The organism is Nocardia donostiensis (assembly GCF_002081715.1).
GTDB classification, from domain to species: Bacteria; Actinomycetota; Actinomycetes; order Mycobacteriales; family Mycobacteriaceae; genus Nocardia; species Nocardia donostiensis.
In genome coordinates this window covers 1-22,551 of the sequence record NZ_MUKP01000054.1, presented here as the reverse complement: position 1 = coordinate 22,551, position 22,551 = coordinate 1, and the positions used below count along the sequence as shown (strand labels likewise).

At 65.2% G+C, this 22,551-nt stretch carries 18 protein-coding genes, 1 pseudogene and 1 riboswitch; of the genes and pseudogenes, 8 read left to right on the top strand and 11 right to left on the bottom strand.

Going from position 1 to position 22,551, the window contains the following annotated elements:
• Positions 1-109: 109 nt before the first annotated feature.
• Entirely contained in the window at positions 110-613 is a 504-nt protein-coding gene (locus tag B0T44_RS23575) for a nitroreductase/quinone reductase family protein (RefSeq protein ID WP_077117332.1), read from the top strand.
• 318 nt (positions 614-931) lie between these two features.
• Positions 932-1,950 (top strand): annotated as a pseudogene (locus B0T44_RS23570) (linear amide C-N hydrolase).
• A 499-nt stretch (positions 1,951-2,449) separates the two neighbouring features.
• Here B0T44_RS23570 and B0T44_RS23560 read toward each other — a convergent pair.
• Entirely contained in the window at positions 2,450-2,794 is a 345-nt protein-coding gene (locus B0T44_RS23560; RefSeq protein WP_077117336.1) for a hypothetical protein, read from the bottom strand.
• A 22-nt stretch (positions 2,795-2,816) separates the two neighbouring features.
• Between B0T44_RS23560 and B0T44_RS23555 the strand changes: the two genes are divergently transcribed.
• The gene (locus B0T44_RS23555; protein ID WP_077117338.1) at positions 2,817-3,734 is read left to right on the top strand and encodes an MFS transporter; all 918 of its coding nucleotides are present in this window, start codon (positions 2,817-2,819) and stop codon (positions 3,732-3,734) included.
• A 114-nt stretch (positions 3,735-3,848) separates the two neighbouring features.
• On the opposite strand, the gene B0T44_RS23550 is transcribed toward B0T44_RS23555, so the two are convergent.
• On the bottom strand, positions 3,849-4,034 hold the full coding sequence (locus B0T44_RS23550; RefSeq protein ID WP_077117340.1) for a hypothetical protein: 186 nt from the start codon (positions 4,032-4,034) through the stop codon (positions 3,849-3,851).
• Between the two features lie 215 nt (positions 4,035-4,249).
• A riboswitch (cobalamin riboswitch) is annotated at positions 4,250-4,376 on the top strand.
• Positions 4,377-4,410: 34 nt separating this feature from the next.
• Here B0T44_RS23550 and B0T44_RS23545 point away from each other — a divergent pair.
• From B0T44_RS23545 to B0T44_RS23535, 3 genes are read left to right on the top strand one after another with little or no spacing between them, the layout of a single operon-like run.
• Entirely contained in the window at positions 4,411-6,012 is a 1,602-nt protein-coding gene (locus B0T44_RS23545) for an ABC transporter substrate-binding protein (protein ID WP_077117438.1), read from the top strand.
• Between the two features lie 8 nt (positions 6,013-6,020).
• Entirely contained in the window at positions 6,021-6,995 is a 975-nt protein-coding gene (locus B0T44_RS23540; RefSeq protein WP_077117343.1) for an ABC transporter permease, read from the top strand.
• On the top strand, positions 6,989-9,328 hold the full coding sequence (locus B0T44_RS23535; protein ID WP_081512589.1) for an ABC transporter ATP-binding protein/permease: 2,340 nt from the start codon (positions 6,989-6,991) through the stop codon (positions 9,326-9,328). Before B0T44_RS23540 ends, B0T44_RS23535 begins: the two co-directional genes overlap by 7 nt.
• A 471-nt stretch (positions 9,329-9,799) precedes the next feature.
• Here B0T44_RS23535 and B0T44_RS23525 read toward each other — a convergent pair whose 3' ends face one another.
• The 7 genes from B0T44_RS23525 to B0T44_RS23500 form a co-directional block, all read right to left on the bottom strand.
• On the bottom strand, positions 9,800-13,459 hold the full coding sequence (locus B0T44_RS23525; protein WP_077117347.1) for a caspase, EACC1-associated type: 3,660 nt from the start codon (positions 13,457-13,459) through the stop codon (positions 9,800-9,802).
• Positions 13,456-13,908 (bottom strand): hypothetical protein, encoded by a 453-nt coding sequence (locus B0T44_RS26780; protein ID WP_139347836.1) that lies wholly within the window; start codon positions 13,906-13,908, stop codon positions 13,456-13,458. The genes B0T44_RS23525 and B0T44_RS26780 overlap by 4 nt, the downstream gene beginning before the upstream one ends.
• 105 nt (positions 13,909-14,013) lie before the next feature.
• A complete protein-coding gene (locus tag B0T44_RS23515) occupies positions 14,014-15,915 on the bottom strand; it encodes a serine/threonine protein kinase (RefSeq protein WP_139347837.1) in 1,902 nt (633 codons plus the stop codon).
• A gap of 86 nt (positions 15,916-16,001) precedes the next feature.
• A complete protein-coding gene (locus B0T44_RS23510; protein WP_077117354.1) occupies positions 16,002-16,697 on the bottom strand; it encodes a hypothetical protein in 696 nt (231 codons plus the stop codon).
• Positions 16,688-17,665: a VWA domain-containing protein gene (locus tag B0T44_RS23505; RefSeq protein ID WP_175648036.1), complete on the bottom strand. Its 978-nt coding sequence runs from the start codon at positions 17,663-17,665 to the stop codon at positions 16,688-16,690. Before B0T44_RS23505 ends, B0T44_RS23510 begins: the two co-directional genes overlap by 10 nt.
• A gap of 436 nt (positions 17,666-18,101) precedes the next feature.
• Complete coding sequence (locus B0T44_RS28630; protein WP_368026203.1) at positions 18,102-18,266, bottom strand: helix-turn-helix domain-containing protein; 165 nt, start codon at positions 18,264-18,266, stop codon at positions 18,102-18,104.
• Between the two features lie 243 nt (positions 18,267-18,509).
• Positions 18,510-18,932, bottom strand: a complete 423-nt coding sequence (locus B0T44_RS23500; RefSeq protein WP_077117358.1) for a hypothetical protein — start codon at positions 18,930-18,932, stop codon at positions 18,510-18,512.
• A 224-nt stretch (positions 18,933-19,156) separates the two neighbouring features.
• Here B0T44_RS23500 and B0T44_RS23495 point away from each other — a divergent pair, with 224 nt between their 5' ends.
• Positions 19,157-20,095 carry an AraC family transcriptional regulator gene (locus tag B0T44_RS23495; protein ID WP_077117360.1) on the top strand — a complete coding sequence of 313 codons (939 nt, stop codon included), beginning with the start codon at positions 19,157-19,159 and terminating at the stop codon, positions 20,093-20,095.
• A gap of 95 nt (positions 20,096-20,190) precedes the next feature.
• On the opposite strand, the gene B0T44_RS23490 is transcribed toward B0T44_RS23495, so the two are convergent.
• Both B0T44_RS23490 and B0T44_RS23485 read right to left on the bottom strand, forming a co-directional pair.
• Positions 20,191-21,192, bottom strand: a complete 1,002-nt coding sequence (locus B0T44_RS23490) for a glycosyltransferase family 2 protein (protein WP_139347839.1) — start codon at positions 21,190-21,192, stop codon at positions 20,191-20,193.
• Positions 21,193-21,221: 29 nt separating this feature from the next.
• Entirely contained in the window at positions 21,222-21,809 is a 588-nt protein-coding gene (locus B0T44_RS23485; RefSeq protein WP_139347840.1) for a hypothetical protein, read from the bottom strand.
• 544 nt (positions 21,810-22,353) lie between these two features.
• Between B0T44_RS23485 and B0T44_RS27640 the strand changes: the two genes are divergently transcribed.
• Positions 22,354-22,551: hypothetical protein (locus B0T44_RS27640; RefSeq protein ID WP_217808773.1), on the top strand; the 198-nt coding region annotated here is incomplete at its 3' end.

The window sequence follows — 22,551 nt, the reverse complement described above, 5'->3', positions numbered from 1 at the left end:
TGACCGCCCGCCGGTAATGTGCGGCGTAAGGCTCACCAGCCGAGGCCGGGCACGGTTCTCTCGTCGAATTAGGACGGAAACTGTCCTATCTGTGCGACACACTCGAATCATGAGCGAAACCGACTCGACCGCGGAACAGACCGACATCACCGACTACAACGATCCGAACGCGCCGTGGAACCAGGCTTGGGACCAGGAGGACAGCATAGCCGACTGGAACGGTGATGTGATCAAGGAGTTTCGGGAGAACTCGGGCAAGGTGGGCGGTGCTTATGCGGGCGGGGACCTCATCCTGCTCACTACCACGGGAGCCAAGAGCGGTAAGCGGCACACGACTCCGCTGGGGCCGCTGTACCGGGACGACATCATGTTCGTGAGCTCGTTCATCGAAGGCAAGTACCCGGCTTGGTGGTACAACATCAAGGCGAATCCGCAGGTCACTATTGAGCTTCGGGACAAGACCTACCAGGCGACAGGCAAGGTGCTCGAAGGCGGAGACTACGCGGAGTTCGCGGCCTGGGTGCTGGCCAACAACCCCTTGCTGGCAGATTTCCAGTCCAAGGTCGACCGGCCCATGCCGCTGGTCGTACTGACCCTCAACGACGCTGGCTGAGCGCACCACTGTGTCAGCAGACCATTTCTTCGATCGTGCGCCGCCCTGTCTCGTGGTATGGCGGCGGAGAATGCGAGAACATCTGCTTTCATGTGTGGCGCGTTTGGTCACTATGCGCCGAACCTCCTTCTCTCGGCGGTGACAGGCCGATGATGCTGGCGCCATGGCAAGGTCCGTAGCGGTCCGCACCCTGGCTGGGGCGCGGCGATACCAGCGCGGGATTTGCAGGTTCGGATGCGGTCACGACTGTGACGAACGTGGTGATGCCCGCGTCGCGTGCCAGCAGGGCGAGTCGACCGTACCGGCAGCGGAGACTCTATGTGCACTCGCGTTGTTTGGCCGGACGCAAATGGGTCCGTTCTGGTAGGGCGGAATATGGACTTCCACAAGGACCTGATGACCAACGTGTGGAAGCAGTCCCCGGGGGTAACCCGCGATGACGGAGTCGACGGTGGGCTCACGTGGACTTCTCGTTACGGCAGCGTCGTCGCCACCGCCTTCGATATCATCTCGGTGGACGGTCTCAACGAGGCAGGATTGGGTGGGCATGTGCTGTGGCTCGCCGAATCGACCTACGGTGAACGTGACAGTTCCCGCCCCGCGTTGAGTCAGGCCGTGTGGTTGCAGTATTTTTTGGACAATTTCGCCACCGTCACCGAGGCCGTGAACTGGATTGCGGAGACGAACGTTCAGGTCATGCAGATGCCCGACCCGACGGGTGGCGCACCGCCTGCGCTACATCTCGCTCTCGATGACGTGAACGGCGACTCGGCGATCATCGAGTACATCGACGGTCATCCGAATGTGTACCACAGTCGCGACTACCGCGTGATGACGAATTCTCCCACCTATGACCGGCAGATCGAACTGCTCACGCGTTGGGAAGGTCTCGGGGGAGAGGGCCCGTTGCCCGGCGATACGCTGGCTGAGCATCGTTTCGCTCGGGCGGCGTATTACGCGAGACGCCTGCCTCAGCCGGACAGTCAACTGGAAGCCATCGCCGGCATGTTCAACCTCGTCCGCAATGTGGCGCAGCCGTTCCGCATCCCGGGCCCGGACAAACCAGATGCGTCGCAGACGATTTGGCAGGTGGTTGTGGATTTGACGAACAAGCGTTACGTGTATGAGTCCACAACGCGGCCCAATATCGTGTGGTCGATCTGGCGGATCTCGACTTCGGCGAGGGCTCTCCACAACTGAAAGTGGATCTGGTAGGAAAGCTTTCGCTGGAGGGTGGCATCGCCGGAGATGTCGGCGGCCAGTTCGAGGATGCCGGTCCTATGGTCTTCCTCTCGTTCCAGGCTATCGAGCAGCTCGAAGCGATGCAGAAGGCGTAGGGCGCCGATATCCGACACCGGTGAAGTGGGGATCCGGGGTCGTGTCACCACCTCGCCGGTTCGGGTCCACCGCCGACGGTGTACCGATGACCCGCCGAGCCGGTGGCTGTCGGTGATGAGTCGGTGTACCGAGCCTCCTTATCGATCATGCGATCGGCGGTGGCGGCGCGGCCGGGCAGGCGACCGTCCCTCCGGGCGACGGCGCAGGCTTCGGTGATGGTGATCGTCGCGGCCGGGGCGTTGTTTTGGCGATCTTCAACCAGATCTCCGTGGCGGAGTCGTGATGTGCGGCCAGCTACCGCTGGTAATCGGCGGCTGTGGTGAAGGTGTATGCGTCGGTGTGGTCGGGCGTCGGCATTTCGGGTCTCCTTCGGTGTCCGGTAATGACCCGATTCTCCGACGAAAAGTGCGCGCCGAATGAGCACTTGGCGCCGGCCGTAGCGTTCGACCAGGGCTGCGCCCAGCGCGGCGAGTTCGTCGAGCACCGATGCCGGTTCGATCACCTCGATATCGGCGCCCCAGCCGCAAGCTGTTCGGCGATCGCTCGCGGGGCGTGCGCCGTGAGCCGGACCCGAATCCGGGCGTCGGGGGCAGGGCCCAGGACTTCGCAATGCCTGCCCTGTCGGTCGCGCAGGATCGGCAGGAGACCTTCGGCGATCAGGGCCGTGGCCGCCGTGGTCGCCCGGCGCTGCTCCATTTGTTCCACGATTTCCGCCCAGACAGTCGGCAGATCCAGATCGGCGGGCCGGTGGGCGGGCTGCTCGGTCGTTTCCCCGGCACGGCCCCGATAGTGCAGCACGATCCGGTGGCGGCGCACCACTGCCTGCTGCAACTGCTGGACCATACCGGGAAGTTCCGTTCGGTGTGTGGCCCCAACCTGCAGGCTCGATCACGACCGCGTCGGCGGCGGCTTCGGCCTCACCGCGGAAGGTCGCCGGCAGGGCGCGCAGCAGTTTGCGCCGACCGAGATGTTCGCGGGGAACTTTCTGGACGTCAGCTCCGACTCTGTGACGGTGAGTGTGGATGTGGTGGAGGACCGGCAACGGTTACTGACTGGTGCGTTGGTTACCGCGATGACGTTGTCGATGCTGCCGTTGTTCCTGTTGGGGGCGCTGGCTTTGGCGGTGTTCGCCGTTGCCCCGAGCTACCCGGTGTTGGTCGTGGGGATCGCGGTATCGGGTCTGGCGCAGGCGTTGGCCAACCCGGTGACGAATAAGTTGATCCTCACTCGTGTCGTCGTGGACCGGCGTGGACCCGTGATGGGCTGGAAGCAGTCCGGTGTGCAGCTCGGGGCGTTCCTGGCCGGTGTGCCGTTGGCCGCGATCGCCGCGGCGGCGAGTTGGCGGTGGGCAGTGGCCGCGGGCGCCGCAGTGTCTATGATCAGCATATTCGCCGGTTTTGTGCTCTCGCCGGACGCGAATTCGGTGCGCCGGCCGACTGTGCTCATCGGCCGTCCCGGCTGGCGGGCGGTTCGGCTCGGTGCTTTCTCGGTGCTGCTGGGTGGCGGTATTTCTGCGATCAATACGTATCTCCCGCTGTACGGGATCGCCGAATTCGGTATGGCGGAAGGGGCCGCGGCGGCATTGCTCGCGGTGTTGGGAGCCGCCGGGATCGCGGGGCGAGTGTGGTGGACGCGGCGGTCCGCCGCACTAGGCGATCGTGCGGTGTTGCTCGGTCCGCTGGCGGTGGGTCGGTGGTTGCCGCATGTCTGCTCGCGGCGGCGGGGTGGGGCGGCTCGTGGGGCGTGTGGGTCGCGGTGCTGGGTATCGGTGGGTGCGCTGTAGCGGCCAATGCGGTGTCGATGATGGCTGTGATCACCGGTGGCGAACCGGCCCAGTGGCTCGGTACGGAGTTCGGCGGCTGCGCGAACCGCCTGGTCGACCGATCACCAGAGTTGCTCAGGGTCCCCGTGGCCGGGTATCGCCGTCGGCGGTGGTTTCGGTACACGACACGGTGTACACCAACGCGCCGACGGTGACCGCGCCTGCCACCACGGCCACCGAAATCGCCACCGCGCCGCCCCATACCGTCCGCGCCGCAATCATCCCGATACTCGTCCTGTCCCTCGGCGATTCACCGGGCATCCGCCCTACGCTGATCGGTAGCCGTCGGGGCCGGGCGCTCAGTTCCGGAGCCGGCAGAGGAGTGATGCGGCTCTCGTTCTCCTGCACGCGCCTCTTGCGGGAGATCCAAGGCGTCTATCCGGCCGCTGCGCGCGTAGGCCGGCACAGCGCAGCGCCCGGTGGTCGCCTGACCGTGATCTCCGGCCGGGGCCTCGCGGTAACGTCTGATGCGGTGCAGGGAACACCGGTGCGAATCCGGGGCTGTCCCGCAACTGTCACCGAGGAGCGATCCGTCATGCGTGGCCACGACCTACCGAGGTTGGAAGGCCGGCGGAAAGCGTCGATCCGGGAGCCAGGACACCTGCGCCGCGCATCGGGTGACCCCACGAGGATGGCGATGAACAATTCCACATCAGGGCGATCGGGTGTCGGTCGCAGACGTTTGCTCACCGGGACGGCAGGGCTGCTGGGGCTCGCGGCTTTCGGCGGCGTGCCGTTGCTCACGGGATGCGGTACGGCCGACGGTCCGTCCGGCCCGCCGGTGGGCCCGCCGCGGCCGGGTGGCCGGTTGCGGTCGGTGATCGCGGGCCGGTCGGCGACCTCCGATGTGCTGGATCCGCACGAGGCGGGCAGTTCCGCGGGCGGGGCGGTGTCGAAGAACGTCTGGGACAAACTGGTCGCCTACAACAACGACCTCACCCTGCGGTACCGGCTGGCCCGGGCACTGGAACCGAACGCCGACGGCAGTGTGTGGCGGATCTCGTTGCGGCCCGGTGTGGTTTTCAGCGACGGTAGTCCGCTCACCGCGCGGGATGTGCTGTGGAGTTTCGAACGCATGCTGGATCCGGCGCGGGCGTCCGCCGGTGATCTGGCGGTGGTCGATATGTCGCGGACCCGCGCCGAGGGCGACCTGGACGTGCTGGTGGCGATGACAACGCCGCTCGCCGACTTCGGTTCGGTCCTCGCCGGCTGGTACTGCTACATCATCAAGGCCGGCACTACGGACTTCGACGAGAAGACGCTGCCCGTGGGCACCGGCCCGTTCGCGCTCGCGAAGTGGTCGCCCGGCGACCGGACGCTGCTGCGCCGCAACGACCGCCACTGGGACGGTCCCGCGCCGCTGGACGAGGTCGAGATCATTCAGATCGCCGAAACCGAAGCGCGGATGAACGCCTTCCTCTCCGGAGAAGCGGAGGTGGTGCACGAGATGAGCTACCTGCAGGCGAGGAATCTGGAGAACGACCCGACCGCGACGGTGTACGTGCCGCCCGAAGGGCTCATGGGCGCACTGCAGATGCGTGTCGACCTGCCGCCGTTCGACGATGTGCGGGTCCGGCAGGCGATGCGGCTGGCGGTGGACCGGCAGGCGATGGTGGACTCGGTCTACTACGGGTATGGCGAGGTCGGCAACGACCTCTACGGCAAGGGCGCCCCGTTCTACAACGACACCCTCCCGCAGCGCACCTACGATCCTCAGCGGGCCCGCGAGCTGCTGCGGGCGGCGGGCAAGGAGAACCTCGAGATCACCCTGCCGACCGCGGACGGGATGCCGGGGATGGTCGAATCGGCGACCCTGTTCGCCGAGCAGGCGAAGGCGGCCGGGATCACCGTGCGGCTCGAATCCGCGCCCGCCGACACCTATTTCACACAGATCACCGGTAAACGGCCGCTGACCCATATCGGCTGGTGGAATTACAGCCTCGACTACTTCTACGGCCAGACGGGCACCAGTTCCTCCCCGAGCAACGGCACCGGCTGGCGGCGACCGGCCTGGGACGCGAAGTTCGCGCAGGCGCGTGCCGCCATGGACCCCCGGCGGCGCCGGGAACTCTACTTCGAGCTGCAGGAAGAGCTGTGGCACGAAGGCGGCTACATCCTGCACAGCTTCGCGAAACGGCCGGATGCGGCCCGTAATACTGTCGGGGGAATGCGCGCGGGTGTCCCGGGGACCGACGATTGGGCCAACTACGCCACCACCTGGCTCGCGCCGCAGAGTTGAGGCACGGCGTGCTGCGCTATGCCCTGCGGCGTACCGGTGCCGCAATCGGTGTGCTGGCGACGGTGACCGTCCTGGTTTTCGTTCTGTTCGAGCTACTGGATTCGGATGCGGCGGTGGTGATCCTGTCGCGGCAGGGTGCGGGTGACCCGTCTCCGGAGCACCTGGCCACTCTGCGGGCCGAGCTGGGGCTGGATCGGCCGGCGCCGGTCCGGTTCGCCGAGTGGTTGGCCGGTTTCCTGCACGGGGACCTGGGGCAGTCGCTGATCTCGGGTCGTCCGGTGGCCGATGTGCTGTTCGACCGGGTGGCCAACAGCGCCGCCCTCGGACTGCTGACCCTCCTGGTGTTGATCCCGCTGGCCCTGGGGCTCGGTCTGGCGGCGGGGACGCGGCCGGGTTCCCGGACCGACCGCATCGTCAGCGCCGCGGCGCTCACCATGGAAGCGATCCCGTCGTTCGTGCACGGCGTGCTGTTGGTGGTGGTCCTCGCGCTGTCGCTGCGGCTGTTCCCCGCGGTGTCGCTGGTGCCCACCGGGACCAGCGCCTGGGAGCGGCCGGAGGTCCTGGTCCTGCCGGTGGCTTGTCTGGTGCTGGGATTGTCGCCCCATCCGGCGCGGATGGTGCGGGCGCAAACCACCGAAGTGATGACATCCGAGTACATCCGTACCGTCCGGCTCAACGGTGTCGGCGGGATGCGGCTGGTACTGCGGCATGTCGCCCCGAATGCCGTCTCGGCGTCCATTCATCCGCTCGCGGGTTCGGCGGTGGGGCTGGTCGGCGGGATCGCCGTGGTCGAAACCTTGTTCTCCTATCCCGGGGTGTCGCAGGAGCTGCTGATCGCGATCTCGGCGCGGGATTATCCGTTTGTCCAGTCCGCGGCGGTGCTGCTGGCTGCCTTCGGTATCGGTGTGTATCTGCTCGCGGACCTGCTCGCGCTGCTGGTGAGTCCGCGGGCCCGGGCGCTGGTGGGGGAGGGTCGGTGGTGAGGAAGGCGTGGTGGTCGCTGGTCCTCGCGGGCGTTCTCGGGGTGATCGCGCTCGGCCCGCTGCTCGCACCGCGTTCGCCGACGGCTTCGGTCGGGCTGCCGTTCCGGCCTCCGGGGCCGGGATATCCGCTGGGCACCGATGTGGTCGGCCGGGACGTGCTTTCCCGCCTCCTGCACGGCGGTTGGTCTCTACTGGCGGTCTCGGGGATATCGCTGCTCGCCGCATACACGCTGGGGCTGGGACTCGGGCTGATTGCCGGATTACGGTCCCGGGCGGACCCCTGGATCATGCGGCCGGTCGACGCGATCGTGGTCGTCCCCTGGTTTCTGCTGCTCGCCGTGCTCGCCACCGCACTCGGCTCCGGCACAGTAGCGGTGCTGGTAACCGCGTGCCTGGCCGCGGTGCCCTGGATCGTGCGCATCATCCGCGCCGCGGTCCACGAGATCGCCGGCATGGGCTACGTGGAATCGGCACGAGCCCGGGGCGAACCCCTATGGTGGATCGCCGTCGTCGAGATACTGCCCAACCTGCGAGCAGTGGTACTCGCCGACGCGGGCGTCCGGTTTTCCGGGGTCGTTTCGATCGTGGCGGTCGGCGGTTTCCTCGGACTGGGCGCACGTCCACCGTCACCGGACTGGGCGCTGATGATCACCGAGAATCGCGCCGGTTTCGCGATGCAGCCCTGGTCGGTGCTGGCCCCGGCGTTGCTGATCACCATGTTGGTGGTGTCGGTGAACATGATCGGTGATCGGGTGCTCGGCTACCGGCGTCCCCGCACCGCCACCGCGGTCCCGCATCCCGGTAGCACGGCGGGTCTGCGGGTCGAGGACCTCACCGTGCGGACCGACGCCGGCCAGGTTCTGCTGCACGATGTTTCGGTGCGGCTGGCGCCCGGACGGGGGCTCGCAGTGACCGGGCCGTCCGGCGCCGGGAAGACCACCTTCATCTCCGCGGTACTGGGTGCGCTGCCGCCCGGACTCTCGGCGGCGGGCACGATCGGGATCGGCCGCACCGATCGGCACCGCCGGGCAATCGGATTCGTGCCCCAAGACCCCACCACCGGACTCAATCCCGCTCTGCGAATCGGTACCGCGATCGGCGAGATCCTGCGATTACACCGGACCCCGAACACCCTGAGTGGGCACGCCTCGAGGCGGCAGCGGAGTGTGACCACTCAAGCCATCGGATACAGCGAGGACGCGGTAGGAGAAGCACTGCGCCGGGTCGGGCTGCCCGCCGACCGGGAATTCCGCCGCAGGTTCCCCCACCAGCTGTCCGGCGGACAACAGCAACGGATCCTGCTGGCAATGGCACTGGTCGACGACCCCGCGCTCGTCGTCTTCGACGAGCCGACAACCGGACTCGATGCCCGCGCCCGCGCGGAACTGGTGACGATGCTGGACCGAGTGCGCCAGGAATCTGCCACCGCATTCCTGATCGTCACCCACGACCTGGACTCCGTCGCGCCACTCATCGACGATGTCCTCGAACTGGCCGACGGCCGGGTGGTCTCCTACGCACCCCGCCGACAGCCGCAACCCCGGGACCCGGCGAGGCTGCTCCCGAAACCGGTCATCCCACACAAGGACCCGATCGTGCGGGTGGCGGGCCTGACCGTTGCCCACGGGTCGCGGCGAGTCGTCGACGATATCTCCTTCACCCTGCGTCCCGGCTCCTGCCTCGCGCTCATCGGCCCTTCGGGCGCGGGCAAGACCACGGTGGCCCGCGCGCTGACCGGCCTGCATCGGCCGGCCGACGGCACCATCCAGTTGGACGGCACCGTGCTGGCTCCGGATATCGACCACCGCCCAGTCGTCCACCGCCGCGCCGTGCAGATGATCCCGCAGAACCCCGCCACCGCACTGAATCCCGCGCACCGCATCGACGCCCAGATCGGACGCCCGCTGCGACTGCTACGCGGAATGGACGCCGCGGCGGCCGCCCGCGAAACAACGCGACTGCTGACGCAGGTCCGCCTCGACCCCGAACTCGCCGGACGCCGACCAGGCGAACTCTCCGGCGGCCAACAGCAGCGAGTGGCCATCGCCCGCGCCCTCGCCGCGGACCCCAGGGTCCTGATCTGCGACGAGATCACCGCCTCACTCGACGCCGAAGCGCAGCAGACCGTCCTCGACCTGCTCGACGGACTCCGCCGAACGGGGCTGGCGCTGCTGCTGATCAGCCACCAGCACACGGTCCTGGACAGGCTCGCGGATACGGTCTTCGACCTCGCCTGCTCGACCCAGTCGAAGCCACCCGGACGCACAGAACAATCTGGCGGCAGAACCGGTCATAAAGACCCAGTACCTCGTGACCCGGAACGAGCGCTCTGACTGTCCCGGCTTGCCCGTGACGATCGGGCCTGGGCCTCTACGACACTGGACCGGTGGGAGCGGATAGGACGCATATTCGTGGCAGGGTCGGTCATACTCGTGCCCGCCCCTGAGAATCTCGCGTGGGTATTCCGCGTCGACGCAATGTGGCCAGGACAGTGGCGTGGTTGACGTCGAGGTGGCTGCCGACCCGTGCGAGTGACCAGCCGAGTGTGTAGAGGTGGATCGCGATGTCGACCTGGTCGGGGGACAGGCCGCGGCGGCGCATCGTTTGCCGGCGTTTCAGGGCTTCTACCTGAGGTTTCAGGGTTGTAGTAAGGTCCCCCGAGGTCCACATAAAACCCCAGGTCAGGACCGGTCTAGTGCCGGTCCTGACCTGTTTCTTTCGAACCGACTCCACGTTTTCCCCACAATTTGGCTCCGAAAACCATGTCGACAGTGCCGTCGGGTCGGCCCCCTCGGTGTAGAGGTTCAGGAGTACATACGCCAAGCCGGTATTCGGTACGCCTCGACTGACCGCCTCGGATCGCCGATCAGCTCGGTGCGGCGCAACATCAGGCGCAGATGCCGTCCCGGGGCGTCCTCTCCGCAGCCACGATCGAGCAGATAGGCGCTCGTGCTGCCGTCGTCGTGGTGTGCGACGGCATCGGCGGAGTACGCGTTGATCGCCACCGCGAACTCCAGTCGGTCGATCGACGGGTCGGTTGCCCTGTCCCGCAGGCGTGACCAGAGATCGTCTGGGGCCGCGATCTGGGCCGACCCTGTACCGGCCGCGCGAATGAGTTCGCTGCCGAGGTACCGGGTGCGCCAGACACGGCGGTCGCCGACTACGTACAGGCGCTTGCGCGCCCGGGTTATCGCAACATTCCACAGGTTCGGTTGCCGATCGAGCCAGCCGATCGATTCGGTCGGCATGCCATCCGAGGCGACCAGGGAAAAGATGATCACGTCGTGTTCACCACCCTGGAAGGCATGTACGGTGCCGACGCCGATACCGAACCCTTTCAGCGCCCGCGATAAAGCTGTGGCTTGATCCCGGTAGGGAGTGATCACGCCGAGATCGCGCACCCCGTTGCGGACCAGGTCGCCGATGAGTTCGCTGACAGCATCGACCTCAGCGTCGTTCACCCACGACCCCCACCGCTGTCTCGTAGCCTGGCCCCGAACATCGTGCCAGGTGATCGCCTCGTCGGTCGGCCTGTCGCGGGTGTCGGTCAATATGCGTAATCGGCCCTGGTAGAAGAGCTCGTTGGCGGTGGCCGCGATCTTCGGGTGGCACCGATAATGCTCGTCCAGCACGGTGTGCGCGCCGGCGGCGTGATCGGCGGCGTGGAAGGCCGAATGCCGTTGATAGTCCAGTTTGCGCTGTTCGAGCCACGACGGCGCCACCCCGGCGAAGCGCTCGGCTGTGACTCGCCCTGGGCCGTCCAAGGTGGTGATATGCGTGAGTTGCATCGGGTCGCCGATCACCAGCGCGCGTTCGGCGCGGAACATCAGCGGCAGCACGGCGGGAATGGCGCACTGGCTCGCCTCATCGATCACGACAAGATCGAACAGTGCTGGTTCGGGTGGAAAGTTTCTGGCCGAGAGCGCGGTGACCGCCCAACCGGGAGCTGCCTGGAGCACGTCGGCCCGAGGACGCCAGGTACGGCCGTTCGAACTGTTCAGCAGGGTGGTGATCAGAGATCGACCGGCGGTAGCTTTCGCCCGCACCACGCTGTCCACCAGGGCAATCGAACTCGTGCGCGCGGCCTCTTCGCGGATCCTGCCGGTTTCCACCAGGTGGTCGTCGGCTGTCGCAGTGCCCGCGTGCCAGGCTGTACGCCAGTCGATCTCCGCGGTTGCGAGCTGTGCCAGCAGCTTGCAGATCTCCCAGGATGTGCTCGAGGGCGGCAGGCCCAGGCGTTGCAGCAATTTGTCGCAACGCGCGGTTGCGAACAGGGGTGAGTAGCTGGCGAATGCGGCGCGGCGACGAAGTTGTATCAAATCGGCGTCATGCAGGATAGCGTCGATTGCATCAATGCCGATGCCGAGGTGAGTGGCCAGATCGGCAACGATCGAATCACGCCGGCGGGCGGCTGCAAGAAGCCGAGTTTCGTGCCGCGCGGCGCGGTCCAACTCCATATGGTGCGCGCGCAATTCGTCCATGGCTCGATCGGTCTGGGCTGCCACTGTATTCTGATTTTCCCCGGGCAGAAGTGCGGTCAGCGATGCCAGATCCTGTCGCTCTCGACTGTATTCGCGGCTACCAGTGCGGATCACCGATCCCGGTACCAGTTTCTGGCACCGGTCCACGATCTCGTCCACCGCGCGGTTGTTGGTCGAGGCCACCAGCACGGTCTGGTCGTTGGCCAGGGCGGTGGCGACCAGATTCACCACGAGTTGGCTCTTACCGGTGCCCGGTGGGCCGGTCGCAACCGTCAATTTGCGCGTCATCGACGATCTGATCACCTCTTCTTGGAGTTCGTTGCAGGCCAGGGGGGTTGTCATCCGAGGCTCCGGCCGTGGTCTCGGTTTTTCGGTCGGCGCGACCGAGTCCGGTAGGAGAGCAGACAAGGCCGTGCGGCCGATCGCGGTTCTTTTGTCGGCGATATCGCCGAGATCGGCCAGCAGACTTCTGTTGGGCCCACCGTCGTCGGCCATCCGGAAGAGAATGGCGGCGTTTCTCGCCCCCGGTGTCGGCGTGTGGATGTCGACATGGTCGGCCAGCGTTTCGGGGTCGAGTTCCTGGACCTCATCGATGGCGAAGTCGTCGCGCAGCAGATTTCGGACATCGGTGGTCATGGCGGTGCGACCACCGGCATGCCAGGTAGGCCGATAATCGGCCGCGAAATGTGCCGCGTCCTCCTCGGACATGCATGCACGCAGTAGCGCAGGATGGGGCACCGGCGGGCCGACCGGGAGGAGACGGCGGCCGCGCACATCCTCGACGATATCGAGGCGGCGCATCAGCAGCGGTGCGATCTTCCACTGCCCGTCCGAGCGGCCGCGCCGCCCACCGACCGGACTGTTGATCGCGACCACCGGGTAACCGGCCCACAGCTGAGCGGAGCCGGTAGCGGTCGTGCCGAGGAAGGCTTCGCTCTCGGCAGGTACCGGTACGCTGTGGTCGGAATCGAGGTCGCCGACTAGTAGCCGCTCCCGGCCCCGTAGACAGACGAAGGTTTTGTCCAGGTCATCGGCGGATAGCCAGGAATTGGACTCCGACCGGAGGCAACGGATGTAGTAGTCGATGAGCTGCGGCCATCGCAGCGCAGCCGATTTTGTTGCGCTGCCAGGTAATTCTGTTCCAGGAGTGGGCTGCCGACGGTCGGTGAGCGCGATAGGCTTCCGTGGGCGACTTGCCAGGATTATCCGGCCATCGACGCCATTGGAGGAGATGACCGGTGTCTGCTCGCTACCGGCCTTGCAGAGTCGACCGTTGACGTATTCGAAGACATCGGAGACCGATACCTCGGGCCCGTTGCGTCCGGCTTCCCCGGTGCGCAGCGCATCGACCAGTACACCGGTGAACACCGATGGGTCCGATGGAGTGGCTCCTTGGAACGATTGTTCGAGACTGCGCGAGGACGACACGATGTAGCAGCCACTGCTGTGCAGCAGCGCGGTCGGTTCCTTGCCCGATCTGCCACTGCTGCCTTTCGCCCCTGAGATTGTACCGTTGCCGGTCGTGGGAACCGGAGTACTGGTGCGGAATCCGAGCACGTATCCCCCGCTGTAACAGCTGTCGATGATCACCACGCGCTGCGGCGCCAGGCAGCGGTAGTCCAGGAGATCGTTGACGAAGCCGGCGCAGACCGCTGTCCGGCGCGGATCGGCGGGATCGGTATCCGTGGCGATGAAATGGAATTCACCGGTATCCGGCGTTCGTAGACCGTGACCGGAATAGTAGACCAGGGACAACTCGTCATCGCCGCTGCTGGACAGAAACGCCGATAAGGTGTCACGCATCTGATCAGCGGTGAGATCGACAACCGATAGCACATCGGGGAACCCGCCGATCTCCCGATGCGAGAGAACCTCGTCCATGCCGGTGAGGTCTGCGCGGACCGCGGGGAGATCGGCGAGGTCGGGATGCTGGTAGGTCTGTGTGCCTATCAGCAGCGCGCGCCGCCGGGCCAGGCGAGTCATCGAGGGGTTTCCCCGTGGTCGTCCGGATTGTCGGGTTGTGAGGGAGCGGGGGTTTCGAGCTCGGCAGTTTCATCGCTCGCCGTCCCCGCATCCGCGGAATCGGCGAAGAAGTGGTCGAGTACCCGTCGTGTGTGCTGCCCGCCGCCCTTGACGTCGAGCGAGGCGGACCCCAGCATGACTTTTATCTCGCGATTCCGGTCTACCGCGCACCACTCCGAGATGAGTGTCGTGAGGATCTTCGTGGCGCTGGTTGCGGCAATCGAAGCGAGGATCACTAAGTCCGGTGATATTGCCCCCTTATGGCCTGTGGTAGGACTGGTAGCGGCAGCACCGTGTTCGACGGTGATACCGGATGCGACCAGGTGCGCATACAGGTCACGGGTCAGATTCTCCGTGATCCGGCTGCCCCCGCCGGTTGTTACGGTCAGCCGGCATACCGATGTGCGCATACTGCCCCTTTCGCGTTATTGGAAATGCTGTGTTCGCACAGAATGATTCATGTGTGCCGCGACCGAACGGCAGATTGTCTCCGAACGCCGAGGTTGCCGGTCTGTTCACAGCAGCACGATGAGGACCAGCAAGCCGAGGATCGTCAGCACGATTCCCGTGTATGCCCATCGTGAATCCGCTGGGTGCGGCGGTGGTGGCGGTGGGCGATAGGGAAAGGGCTCACGCCGATAGCGATTCGGAACAGGCGGGGGACGGTTGGCCTGGGATGCCGATTCGGGCGGTTCAGGAATCCGGTGTCCGATACTGGGTGCTGGTGGGCCTCCATGGGCCGCTGCCGATCTGGGAGCAGCGGGCGGATTCGGTGTCTCAGGAGGAACTGCCGGTCTCAGCCCGGTGCCTGGCGTGATATTCCGAGCTTCGCGGAATGCTCGGGTTGTCGGTGCCCCGGCACGCATCGTCCTGGTTTGTTCGGTGGGGTGTTCCGCTCGGGCAGTTGGCCGATCGCCGAGGCTCGAGCCCGTGCCGGGCTTTGGCTGCTCGGTCGGTTGAACGGCGGAACTGGAGAAGAAACGATTCCGGATGGCCTCTTTGTCGGCTGCGGCGAGCTGACGTTGCTGGGGGCTCGGGGAAGTGATTCTGCCGGGTGCCCCGTCTGCGGGAGCACGGTGAGAGGTGGAGGGGGCAAGACCGGGGCCGGGATCCGGGACAGATTCTGGTGAGTGAGGCGCGGCGGAGACTTCGATGCGTCGCCGTGCCTGCACCATGAGCTCGTTGAAGCGCTCCTTGGGGAGGTTATGGAGCAGGCTCGCTCGCGGTAGTCGGATCTGCGGTACCACGATCGTCGGGTGGTACTTGCGTTTGTACTCGTACAGCTCCAGCGGCCCGGTGATGGACACCCGCCACCCCTCCAGTTCGGACAGTCTCATTCTCGGATCAGGCGCACTTCCGAATCTCGCGTACAGCTCCTCGCAGACCTGCTCTTCGGCGTAAATCGTGAAGTCTCCGTCCGACCAGCGTCCGAGATTGATCAGAGCAACCTGCTCGTTGGTGTAATACCTGGTCTGGACCTTCGCGAACTTCACGGTGCCGACAACCGTGATCACTTCGCCCTCCTGCGCTCGCAGCACATCGGTTTCTGCGGCATCGAATACCCGGGATGGGCGGACGGCGTAGGTTACCCGTCCAGATGGCGGGTGCGCACCGTGCCCGAGGAGAACATTGCCGACATGCGCGTAGTCGACCTGGCATGCCCGTCGTAGCCGTCCGCTGAGGTCGGCCGTTTCGACCATCGAGGTGAGTTCATCGAACACACGTGACTTGGCCGGTGCGACGAAGTCGCCCGCCTCGAACAACAGGTTCTCGCCGGTGCCACCGTATTTCTCCCACAACTGCGGTCGTTCCCGCAGTGCGAGCAAGGACAGATCGATGACCGCCGCTGCGAAATGATCGATGGTATAGTCGAACGTCTTGCCGCGCCCAGGGTGCTGATAGTTGCGGTGTCCCATCTCGAGGGCGCCCAGCGGACGTAGTGATGGCAGATACATCCCGTCGTAGTCGATCAGTCGAACTTGCAGTTGGGAGTCGACCAGGATATTTCCGTGCTGGAGATCACCGTGCGCGATATCGAGCGCGCGCAGCCTCTTGACGGCATCCGCAATTCTCCTGCGGACGATCTCGATCCGATCCGGATCGGCACCGTCGGCTGCCCAGTCCTCGAGCCACAGACCGAGGGGATCGCCGTCCACCCAGGGCATACGCACGGTGGGGTACGCGCTTCCACGCACTTGAATTCCGTTCTGGTCGTAGGTGACAGGGATGAGAAACCCCAGGTCGCCATGACCTGATACGAATTCGTTGATGTGTTCGTAACGTTGCTGCAGATGGCGGGTGAGTCCGCTCTTCTTGTGAAAGCAGCGGACTGCCCACCGTTTCCCGTGGGCGTCCAAGGTGAATGTGGTGGCGAACCCACCCGAAGCCAGTTTGGGTAACCCCATTGCGTTCTTCAAGACAGTTCCGCTACGGAGAGGCTCAGTGCGGAAGGCACGCTGCGGATTCTGTACCGCATTTCGGTACTCGAGCGGGGAAGGCAGTGTCATGGCCGTACCAAACAGAAGGTGGTGTCGTCGTTGTCGAGGGCACGCTCGGCTCGGGCTTCGGTCACCCACGCCTTGAAATGCGGTCCTCCGTCGCCGAGTTCGGCGAGATCAAGGGAGAGTCCCTGCTCACGTCGATGCAGCAGGTACTTGGCCAGCGCATCCGAGGCCAACACGAAACTGTCTCCTGGCAGGTATCTCTCTGTTAGCTGCCAGGGGCGCGTGCGGCAGTCCTCGTCGCCCGTGTGCGTGGTCAGCAGCGCGGGGGTGCGGGTGAACTGGCTCGAACTGTCCAGCGGACCGGCGTTGACGACCGCCCGGTCGCGGAGATGCAGGAGACAGGAGTCGCCTAGCGCCGACACGGTGAACCGGTGATTCTCTGTATCGAGGATGAGCCCGACGAACGCCGCGGCGCTGCCCTGGGCCTGTTTGCGCACGACATACCAGGGCGAGCCGTGCGCCGCCGGACGTGTCTTCGCATTCCAGCGCCATCGGAGGTGGGAGAGTGTGCTCGGCTGAAACGGGTTGCGGCCCTGAAGGAATGACCAGACCAGTAGCTCCGCCCAGATGCCCGGGTAGGAGGCGTCGCTGGCGCCGTCGGCGAGTGCGAAGCGGCTGACGCCGGTACCGACCCGATCGGCATTCTCATCGGCGTCGCGGCCGTCTTTGCCGATCGAGCCGGACGTTACGTCCATCTTTGGCCGGGGTCGTCGAGCGCGTCACTACCTGTTGCGGTATCGCTGAAATCCTCGTCGGGGTCAGTGGATTCGGCGCCCGGAAAACCCAGGATAGACATGTCGTCCCACTGAGCGGGTGGATGTGGGGTGACTGACCTGGTGCCGATATCGAGGAAATCGATCACCGTAGGCGCAGGCGCATTGTAGAGGAATCCGCGCGATCCCGCCTGCACTGGGTAGTCTGTGGCCGCAGCTTCCAGCATCATGGGCGGCAGTTCGCTGGAAGCGCGGAACAGCATTCGGGCGTTCGCATCCGGTAGCGCGGCATCGGTATGCGGAAAGCATACGGGTACACCACTTCCGGAGAGGTGCAGGTTGAATACGAGCGCAGTGCCGTCGTCAGTGCCGAGTTCGCTGATCCGGTGTGCGACGTCGTACGGATCACCGTCGGTACTGTAGCCGTCGGTGATGTTCATGATGATCGGTGGGAAGCTTGCCGGGTGCTCGGCGCACCACGCCGCGATCAATGGCTCTGCCATCGAGAATCCAGCCACCATGGGGGTGCGCCCATTGGCGGAGGCGTCGACCCAGACCGGCATCATGTGGTCTACGGTCACGACACCGCCTGCCCCGTCGTACTCTTTCTTCTGAACCGTGTCCACCCGTTTCGGGTGCTTGGCGACCTGCTCGATCGGCAGTATCAGCCGCGCTTCGTCGGTGCCGTGGAGTAGTGAACGAACCTCGGCCCCATACCCGAGGACTCCGACCTCGAAGTAGTTGTGGACCTGATCGTTGCCACGCGTGCAGAGTACAACCGTGTTGGCGAGCAGATTGTTGACCGCCGTCGCCAGGACAGTGGCTTTGGATTGTGCTGTATCGCCCCATGTTTCGTTCATCGAGAACGACTCGTCGATCAGTAACAGCAGCAACGCGGGCTGCTTTCGGTTGATTTCCGCCGAGTACATATACGAATCCCCATTCCGCATCGGAAGCTGCCTGCCGATGGTCGTGAATCAATACAGGAACCATGAGCCCCACCCCAGCGTCGCTTCGATGTTCGTCCGAACCGACCGAGAATCGTTTGGCCGCAATGTAGTTCATGCCCGGGCCACCGCTCTCATGGAGTTTTACCGCTGAGCCTCCCCGGTGTCAAGGACGCCTCGGTCGGCAGTAGATGTCACGTCCGGTTACGGAATTCGGCAGTTACAGACGTCCGCTTGTTCAGTGTTGGCGCTGGATGAACTGCCGAGGGGTTACAGGCCTGGCGCCCCTGCTCGGTCCCGCATCAGTTGGCGAAGCAATCCGCCGGCGCATTACCGCGGCGGCGAGCGGAACGCGTGTCGTTGGCGGTGCCGCCGATCGCCGAAACGGCAACGTCAGGTGGGGCGATTGCTGGGTGTGGACTGGAGACGGGCCATCGGATCACCATGGATTCGAGGATCTTCTGACCTGTGCGGGGCCGTGACCATACCAACGGTGGCTTGCTCGTCGCAATGCCCTGGAATCGGTATAGCCGACGCGGGTGGCGATGGGTTCCATTGTCAAGGGAGTCTCACGGAGCAGACGATCCACCCGGCGGTATCGCACGTAGTCCACTTCCTCCCGTCAACTCGTGCCTTCCTCTCGCAGCCGCCTCACTCCGGTACCCCCGCGGCGAAGCCGCCGAGGTCCGCAGGTTCCTCGGCTGCCCTGCACGCAAACGCACCCGCACACCGACGAACGAGAGATCGACATGGTCGGAGGATTACCTGGCCGTTGAGAGCTGACGACACTTTTGACGACAACGTCGCGGCGCAGCTCTCCGGTTACGGCGTTCGGCTACGCGACAGCCTAGAACTGTGCGATCGCGAAGCCGGTGAGAAGCACGGAGAAGCCGCCGATCTCGCCGATGATCAGCGCGGCGAGAACGAAGCGCATCTGCGGCGGTGGGTTGCGCATCTGGTTGTCGGTCTCGCGACTCGCGCCGAGCCGGACATAGTTCGCGATCGTCACCACGAACAACAGAATCATCACTGCGGCGGCGGTGAAATCGACTGCGGACGGCCAGCCGGACAGTTCGACGAAAGCCGCGATCAAACCGGTTGCGAACGCGTACAGCAATGCGGCGCGGTGAGCGATATCGACGTACGGATGGGCCAGACCGTCCGGTGAGGTCGTCATCGCCTGCCACTTCCAGACGCCGAGGATCAGCGCCCACAAGAAGATGAGCCCGGCGGAGAACAGCACCACTGCCGTTTCCGTGTGAACAACCATGCTTTGTTCCTTCGTCGATACACGGCCGGTCTGTGGCCGCGGAGATCTGGGCGATACGCACCGTGGTTCGGCCGCGAGGTCGATATGGTCATGGCTGACCTTTGTTGGTACTGGAGGTATCGGGTGACCACACTAAGACCGTCTATTCGGCGAGTTCGCGGCATCGCACGCACGGTTTTCGACGATTTGCGAATGGCCGCCGGTGCCTCGTTTCGGTGGTAGCAATGCGTAGCCACTGCCTCGGTGCAGAAACACTGCAGGCGAACGACCACGGTGACTGGTCCCAGGTCTGCAGTGATGTCTTCGTCCCGTCGCATGTGGCGGCCGACGAATCCTTCCGCGGATCGATCCGGCAGGTGAGCCTTACCGGCATCGCGGTGTCCCGTGTCGTCGCCACACCGGTCGTCGTCCACCGCAACGCTTCGCTCATCGCCACCGATCCGCGCGACGACGTGCTCCTCGTCATCCACCTCTCCGGTACAGGTTGGGTCGACCAAACGGACCGGACGGCGCGGCTGGTGTCGGGCACCGCCGCACTCTGCGAGACCGACCACCCATACCGGCTCCGCTTCGATTCTTCGATGAGCCAGCTGGTCCTCCATGTCCCCCGTGAGCGGCTCCGGCTTCGCGAAACAGTTCTCCGGGAGTCCACCGGACGCCCGATTGATAGCGGTGCTCCGGGTTTAACGGTCCTGACTCATCTGCTGACCGGGATCCTCGCGGAAGGTGCGCCGGTCACCACCGCGGACCAGCTCGCCGAAACAGCCCTCGCCCTGATTTCGGCAATCCTGAGCCCGGACAACAGCAGTCGCGGGCAGCCACCGCTGAGCGGGGACGCACTCCTGCACGTCGTGCGCACGTATATGCAGCGTCGGCGCACCGACCCGGAATTGGATGTGGCCGCGGTGGCAGGCGCACACGCGATCTCCCGGCGATATCTGGAGCAGCTGTTCGCGCGAGTAGGCGAGAGTCCCGCCGCGTACCTGCGCCGACTCCGACTCGACGAAGCCCGTCGCCTGCTGAGCGAAACGACCTCCTCGATAACCGATATCGCGTATTCGGCCGGCTTCAACGATGTCAGCACCTTCACCCGGGCTTTCCGGCGCGTTCATGGAATCACTCCGCGTGAGTGGCGACGAGATGAGGCCGGCGGGTGCCGCTAGGCTGCCTACGGAACCATGACGGCCACAGCAGTGGCTCGTCGCTCCATGGCCGTGCTTGCCAGTATCGATACGAGCTGGGTGATGGTGCTCATTCCCTATCGCACTTCAGCGACATCGGTATAGCCGGGAAAATACCTCTGAAGCATAAAATCGGGCAAAACGTACTGCGGAAACATCCGCGAGGTATTGCTCTCATGGATGATGTGCAGCACCAGGCCCTCCGCGTCCGCCGCATACGCAGAGCGGAATCCTGCGCTCACGACTCGCTCGAAGAATTCCGCGTCCTCACCGTGATTCTTGTCCGGGAACTGCACCTGTGAGACTACCTGCTTCCGCCACGCGGTAGCGAAACCGTAACCGTTGCGCTGAGCGCGCGTCCAATCCGGATCCCATCCCTTGGTGGAAACGACGCGCACCGGGTCCCAGGGAGACAAGACGAAGTGCGTCGGCCACATCACGTTCGTTTCCCAGTAGCAGAATTTGCCGTGTTTCGGACTGTAGGCGAACCACCCGCTCAACGTGAGAATATCGTCGTCGCCGAGCAGTTCCAGCATCCTCTCGACGTAGCTCGGCGCGTAATAGTCGTCGTCGTCGAATCTCATCACGACGTCCCCGCGAGCCATCTCCATCAAGACATTGAGCTTGGCGCCTATCGAGCTCCTGTGTTCCGGTCGATGAACGTAATGCACACCGTGCTTCCGGTACTGGCCCTCCGCGAGGAATTCGGCAGACTCTGGACTGTCGTCGAGGATCAACAACTCCAACGAGCCACTGTACGTTTGAGTGCAGTAGTGCCTCACCATCGCCCGTAGCTGTTCGCTGCGCTGATAGGTCGGGCAGATCACGCTGACGCTAACCACCCCGGCAAGCTTACAAGTGCCGGCTTCGAGGCATCTTGCCGACGAATCGCGCCGCGGACGGCGGCGTTCGGCACCCATGACTTCGCCACCCGTGCCAGCACTATCGACATGGCGATTGGTGAAGCTGACAACGGCTTCTCCGACCAGTCCTCCATGAGTAGTGGCACAGCATTCGACGGCGTGTAACGGAACCGGCGGCGGAACAGCGGATTCGGCGTTCTCGATCCCATCGAGCACGCGGCGAGGCCGACCACATGGCTAACGACCTACAGTCCGGTGCTGGTGGTGCTGTCTGTGCCAGTGCCGCTGGGGCTGTCGGTTTCTGCGCCTGTGCCAGTGGTGTCGGTGCCTGTTCCTGTCCCGCTGCCGGTTCCTGCGTCGGTGCTATCGGTGTCGATATCGGTACTCGTGCTGCTGCCGGTGCCCGTGTCCGTGCCGGTGCCGGTGCCTGTGCTGCTGTCGGTGTCGGTTCCGGTGCCTGTGCTGCTGTCGGTGTCGGTGCCGGTGCCGGTTCCGGTTCCGGTGCTGCTGTCGGTGTCGGTTCCGGTGCCTGTGCTGCTGTCGGTGTCGGTTCCGGTGTCGGTTCCGGTGCCCGTGTCCGTGCCGGTGCCGGTGCCGGTGCCGGTTCCGGTTCCGGTGCTGCTGTCGGTGTCGGTTCCGGTGCCTGTGCTGCTGTCGGTGTCGGTTCCGGTGCCGGTTCCGGTGCCCGTGTCCGTGCCGGTGCCGGTGCTGCTGTCCGTGCCGGTGCTGCTGTTGGTGCCGGTTCCGGTGTCAGTCCCAGTCCCGCTGTCGGTGCCGCTGTCGTCGTCGGGACTGCTGTCACTGTCGAGGCCGAGATCTCCGAGACCAGCCATGGCTGCAGCGGCCATGAGGGGGCCAAGAGCGCTGCCGAGACCACCCATGCCGCCGCCAGGGCTGGGGCTCGGGCTGGGGCTGGGGCTCGGGCTGGGCTCGCTGTCGCTGCCGGAGCCGCTGTCGCTGCCGGAGCCGCTGTCGCTGCCGGAGCCGCTGTCGCTGCCGGAGCCGCTGTCGCTGCCGGAGCCGCTGTCGCTGCCGGAGCCGCCGTCAGAGCCGGAGCCGCCGTCAGAGCCGGAGCCGCCGTCAGAGCCGGAGCCGCCGTCGCTACCGGAGCCATCGTCGGGACCGCTACTTGGGGGTGGTGTAGTCGGTGTAGACGGTGGTGTCGGTACTGGGGGTGGTGGCGGGGGTGTCGGTACTGGCGGGGGTGTCGGTACTGGCGGGGGTGTCGGTATCTCTGGTGTCTCTGGTGTCTCTGGTGGTGTCGGTGTTTCTGGTGTTTCTGGTGTTTCTGGTGCCCCTGTCGGTGTCGGTGTCGGTGTCGGTGTCGGTGTCTGTGGTGTCGGTGTTTCGCTTCCGCTGTCGAATTCGGAATCGAGAATGGCAGCGGCACCAAGAACGGCAGCGGCCCCGATACCGATTTTTGCGGCAGTTCCGAACCGGCCGCTGCTGCCGCCGGAGCCGCTGTCGCCGCTGCCGCTGGTGCCGTCGTCGCCGTTGCCGGTGTTGGTATCGGGGCTGTCGTCGCCGTTGCCGCTGGTGCCGGGGCTGTCGTCGTCGCCGTTGCCGGTGTTGGTA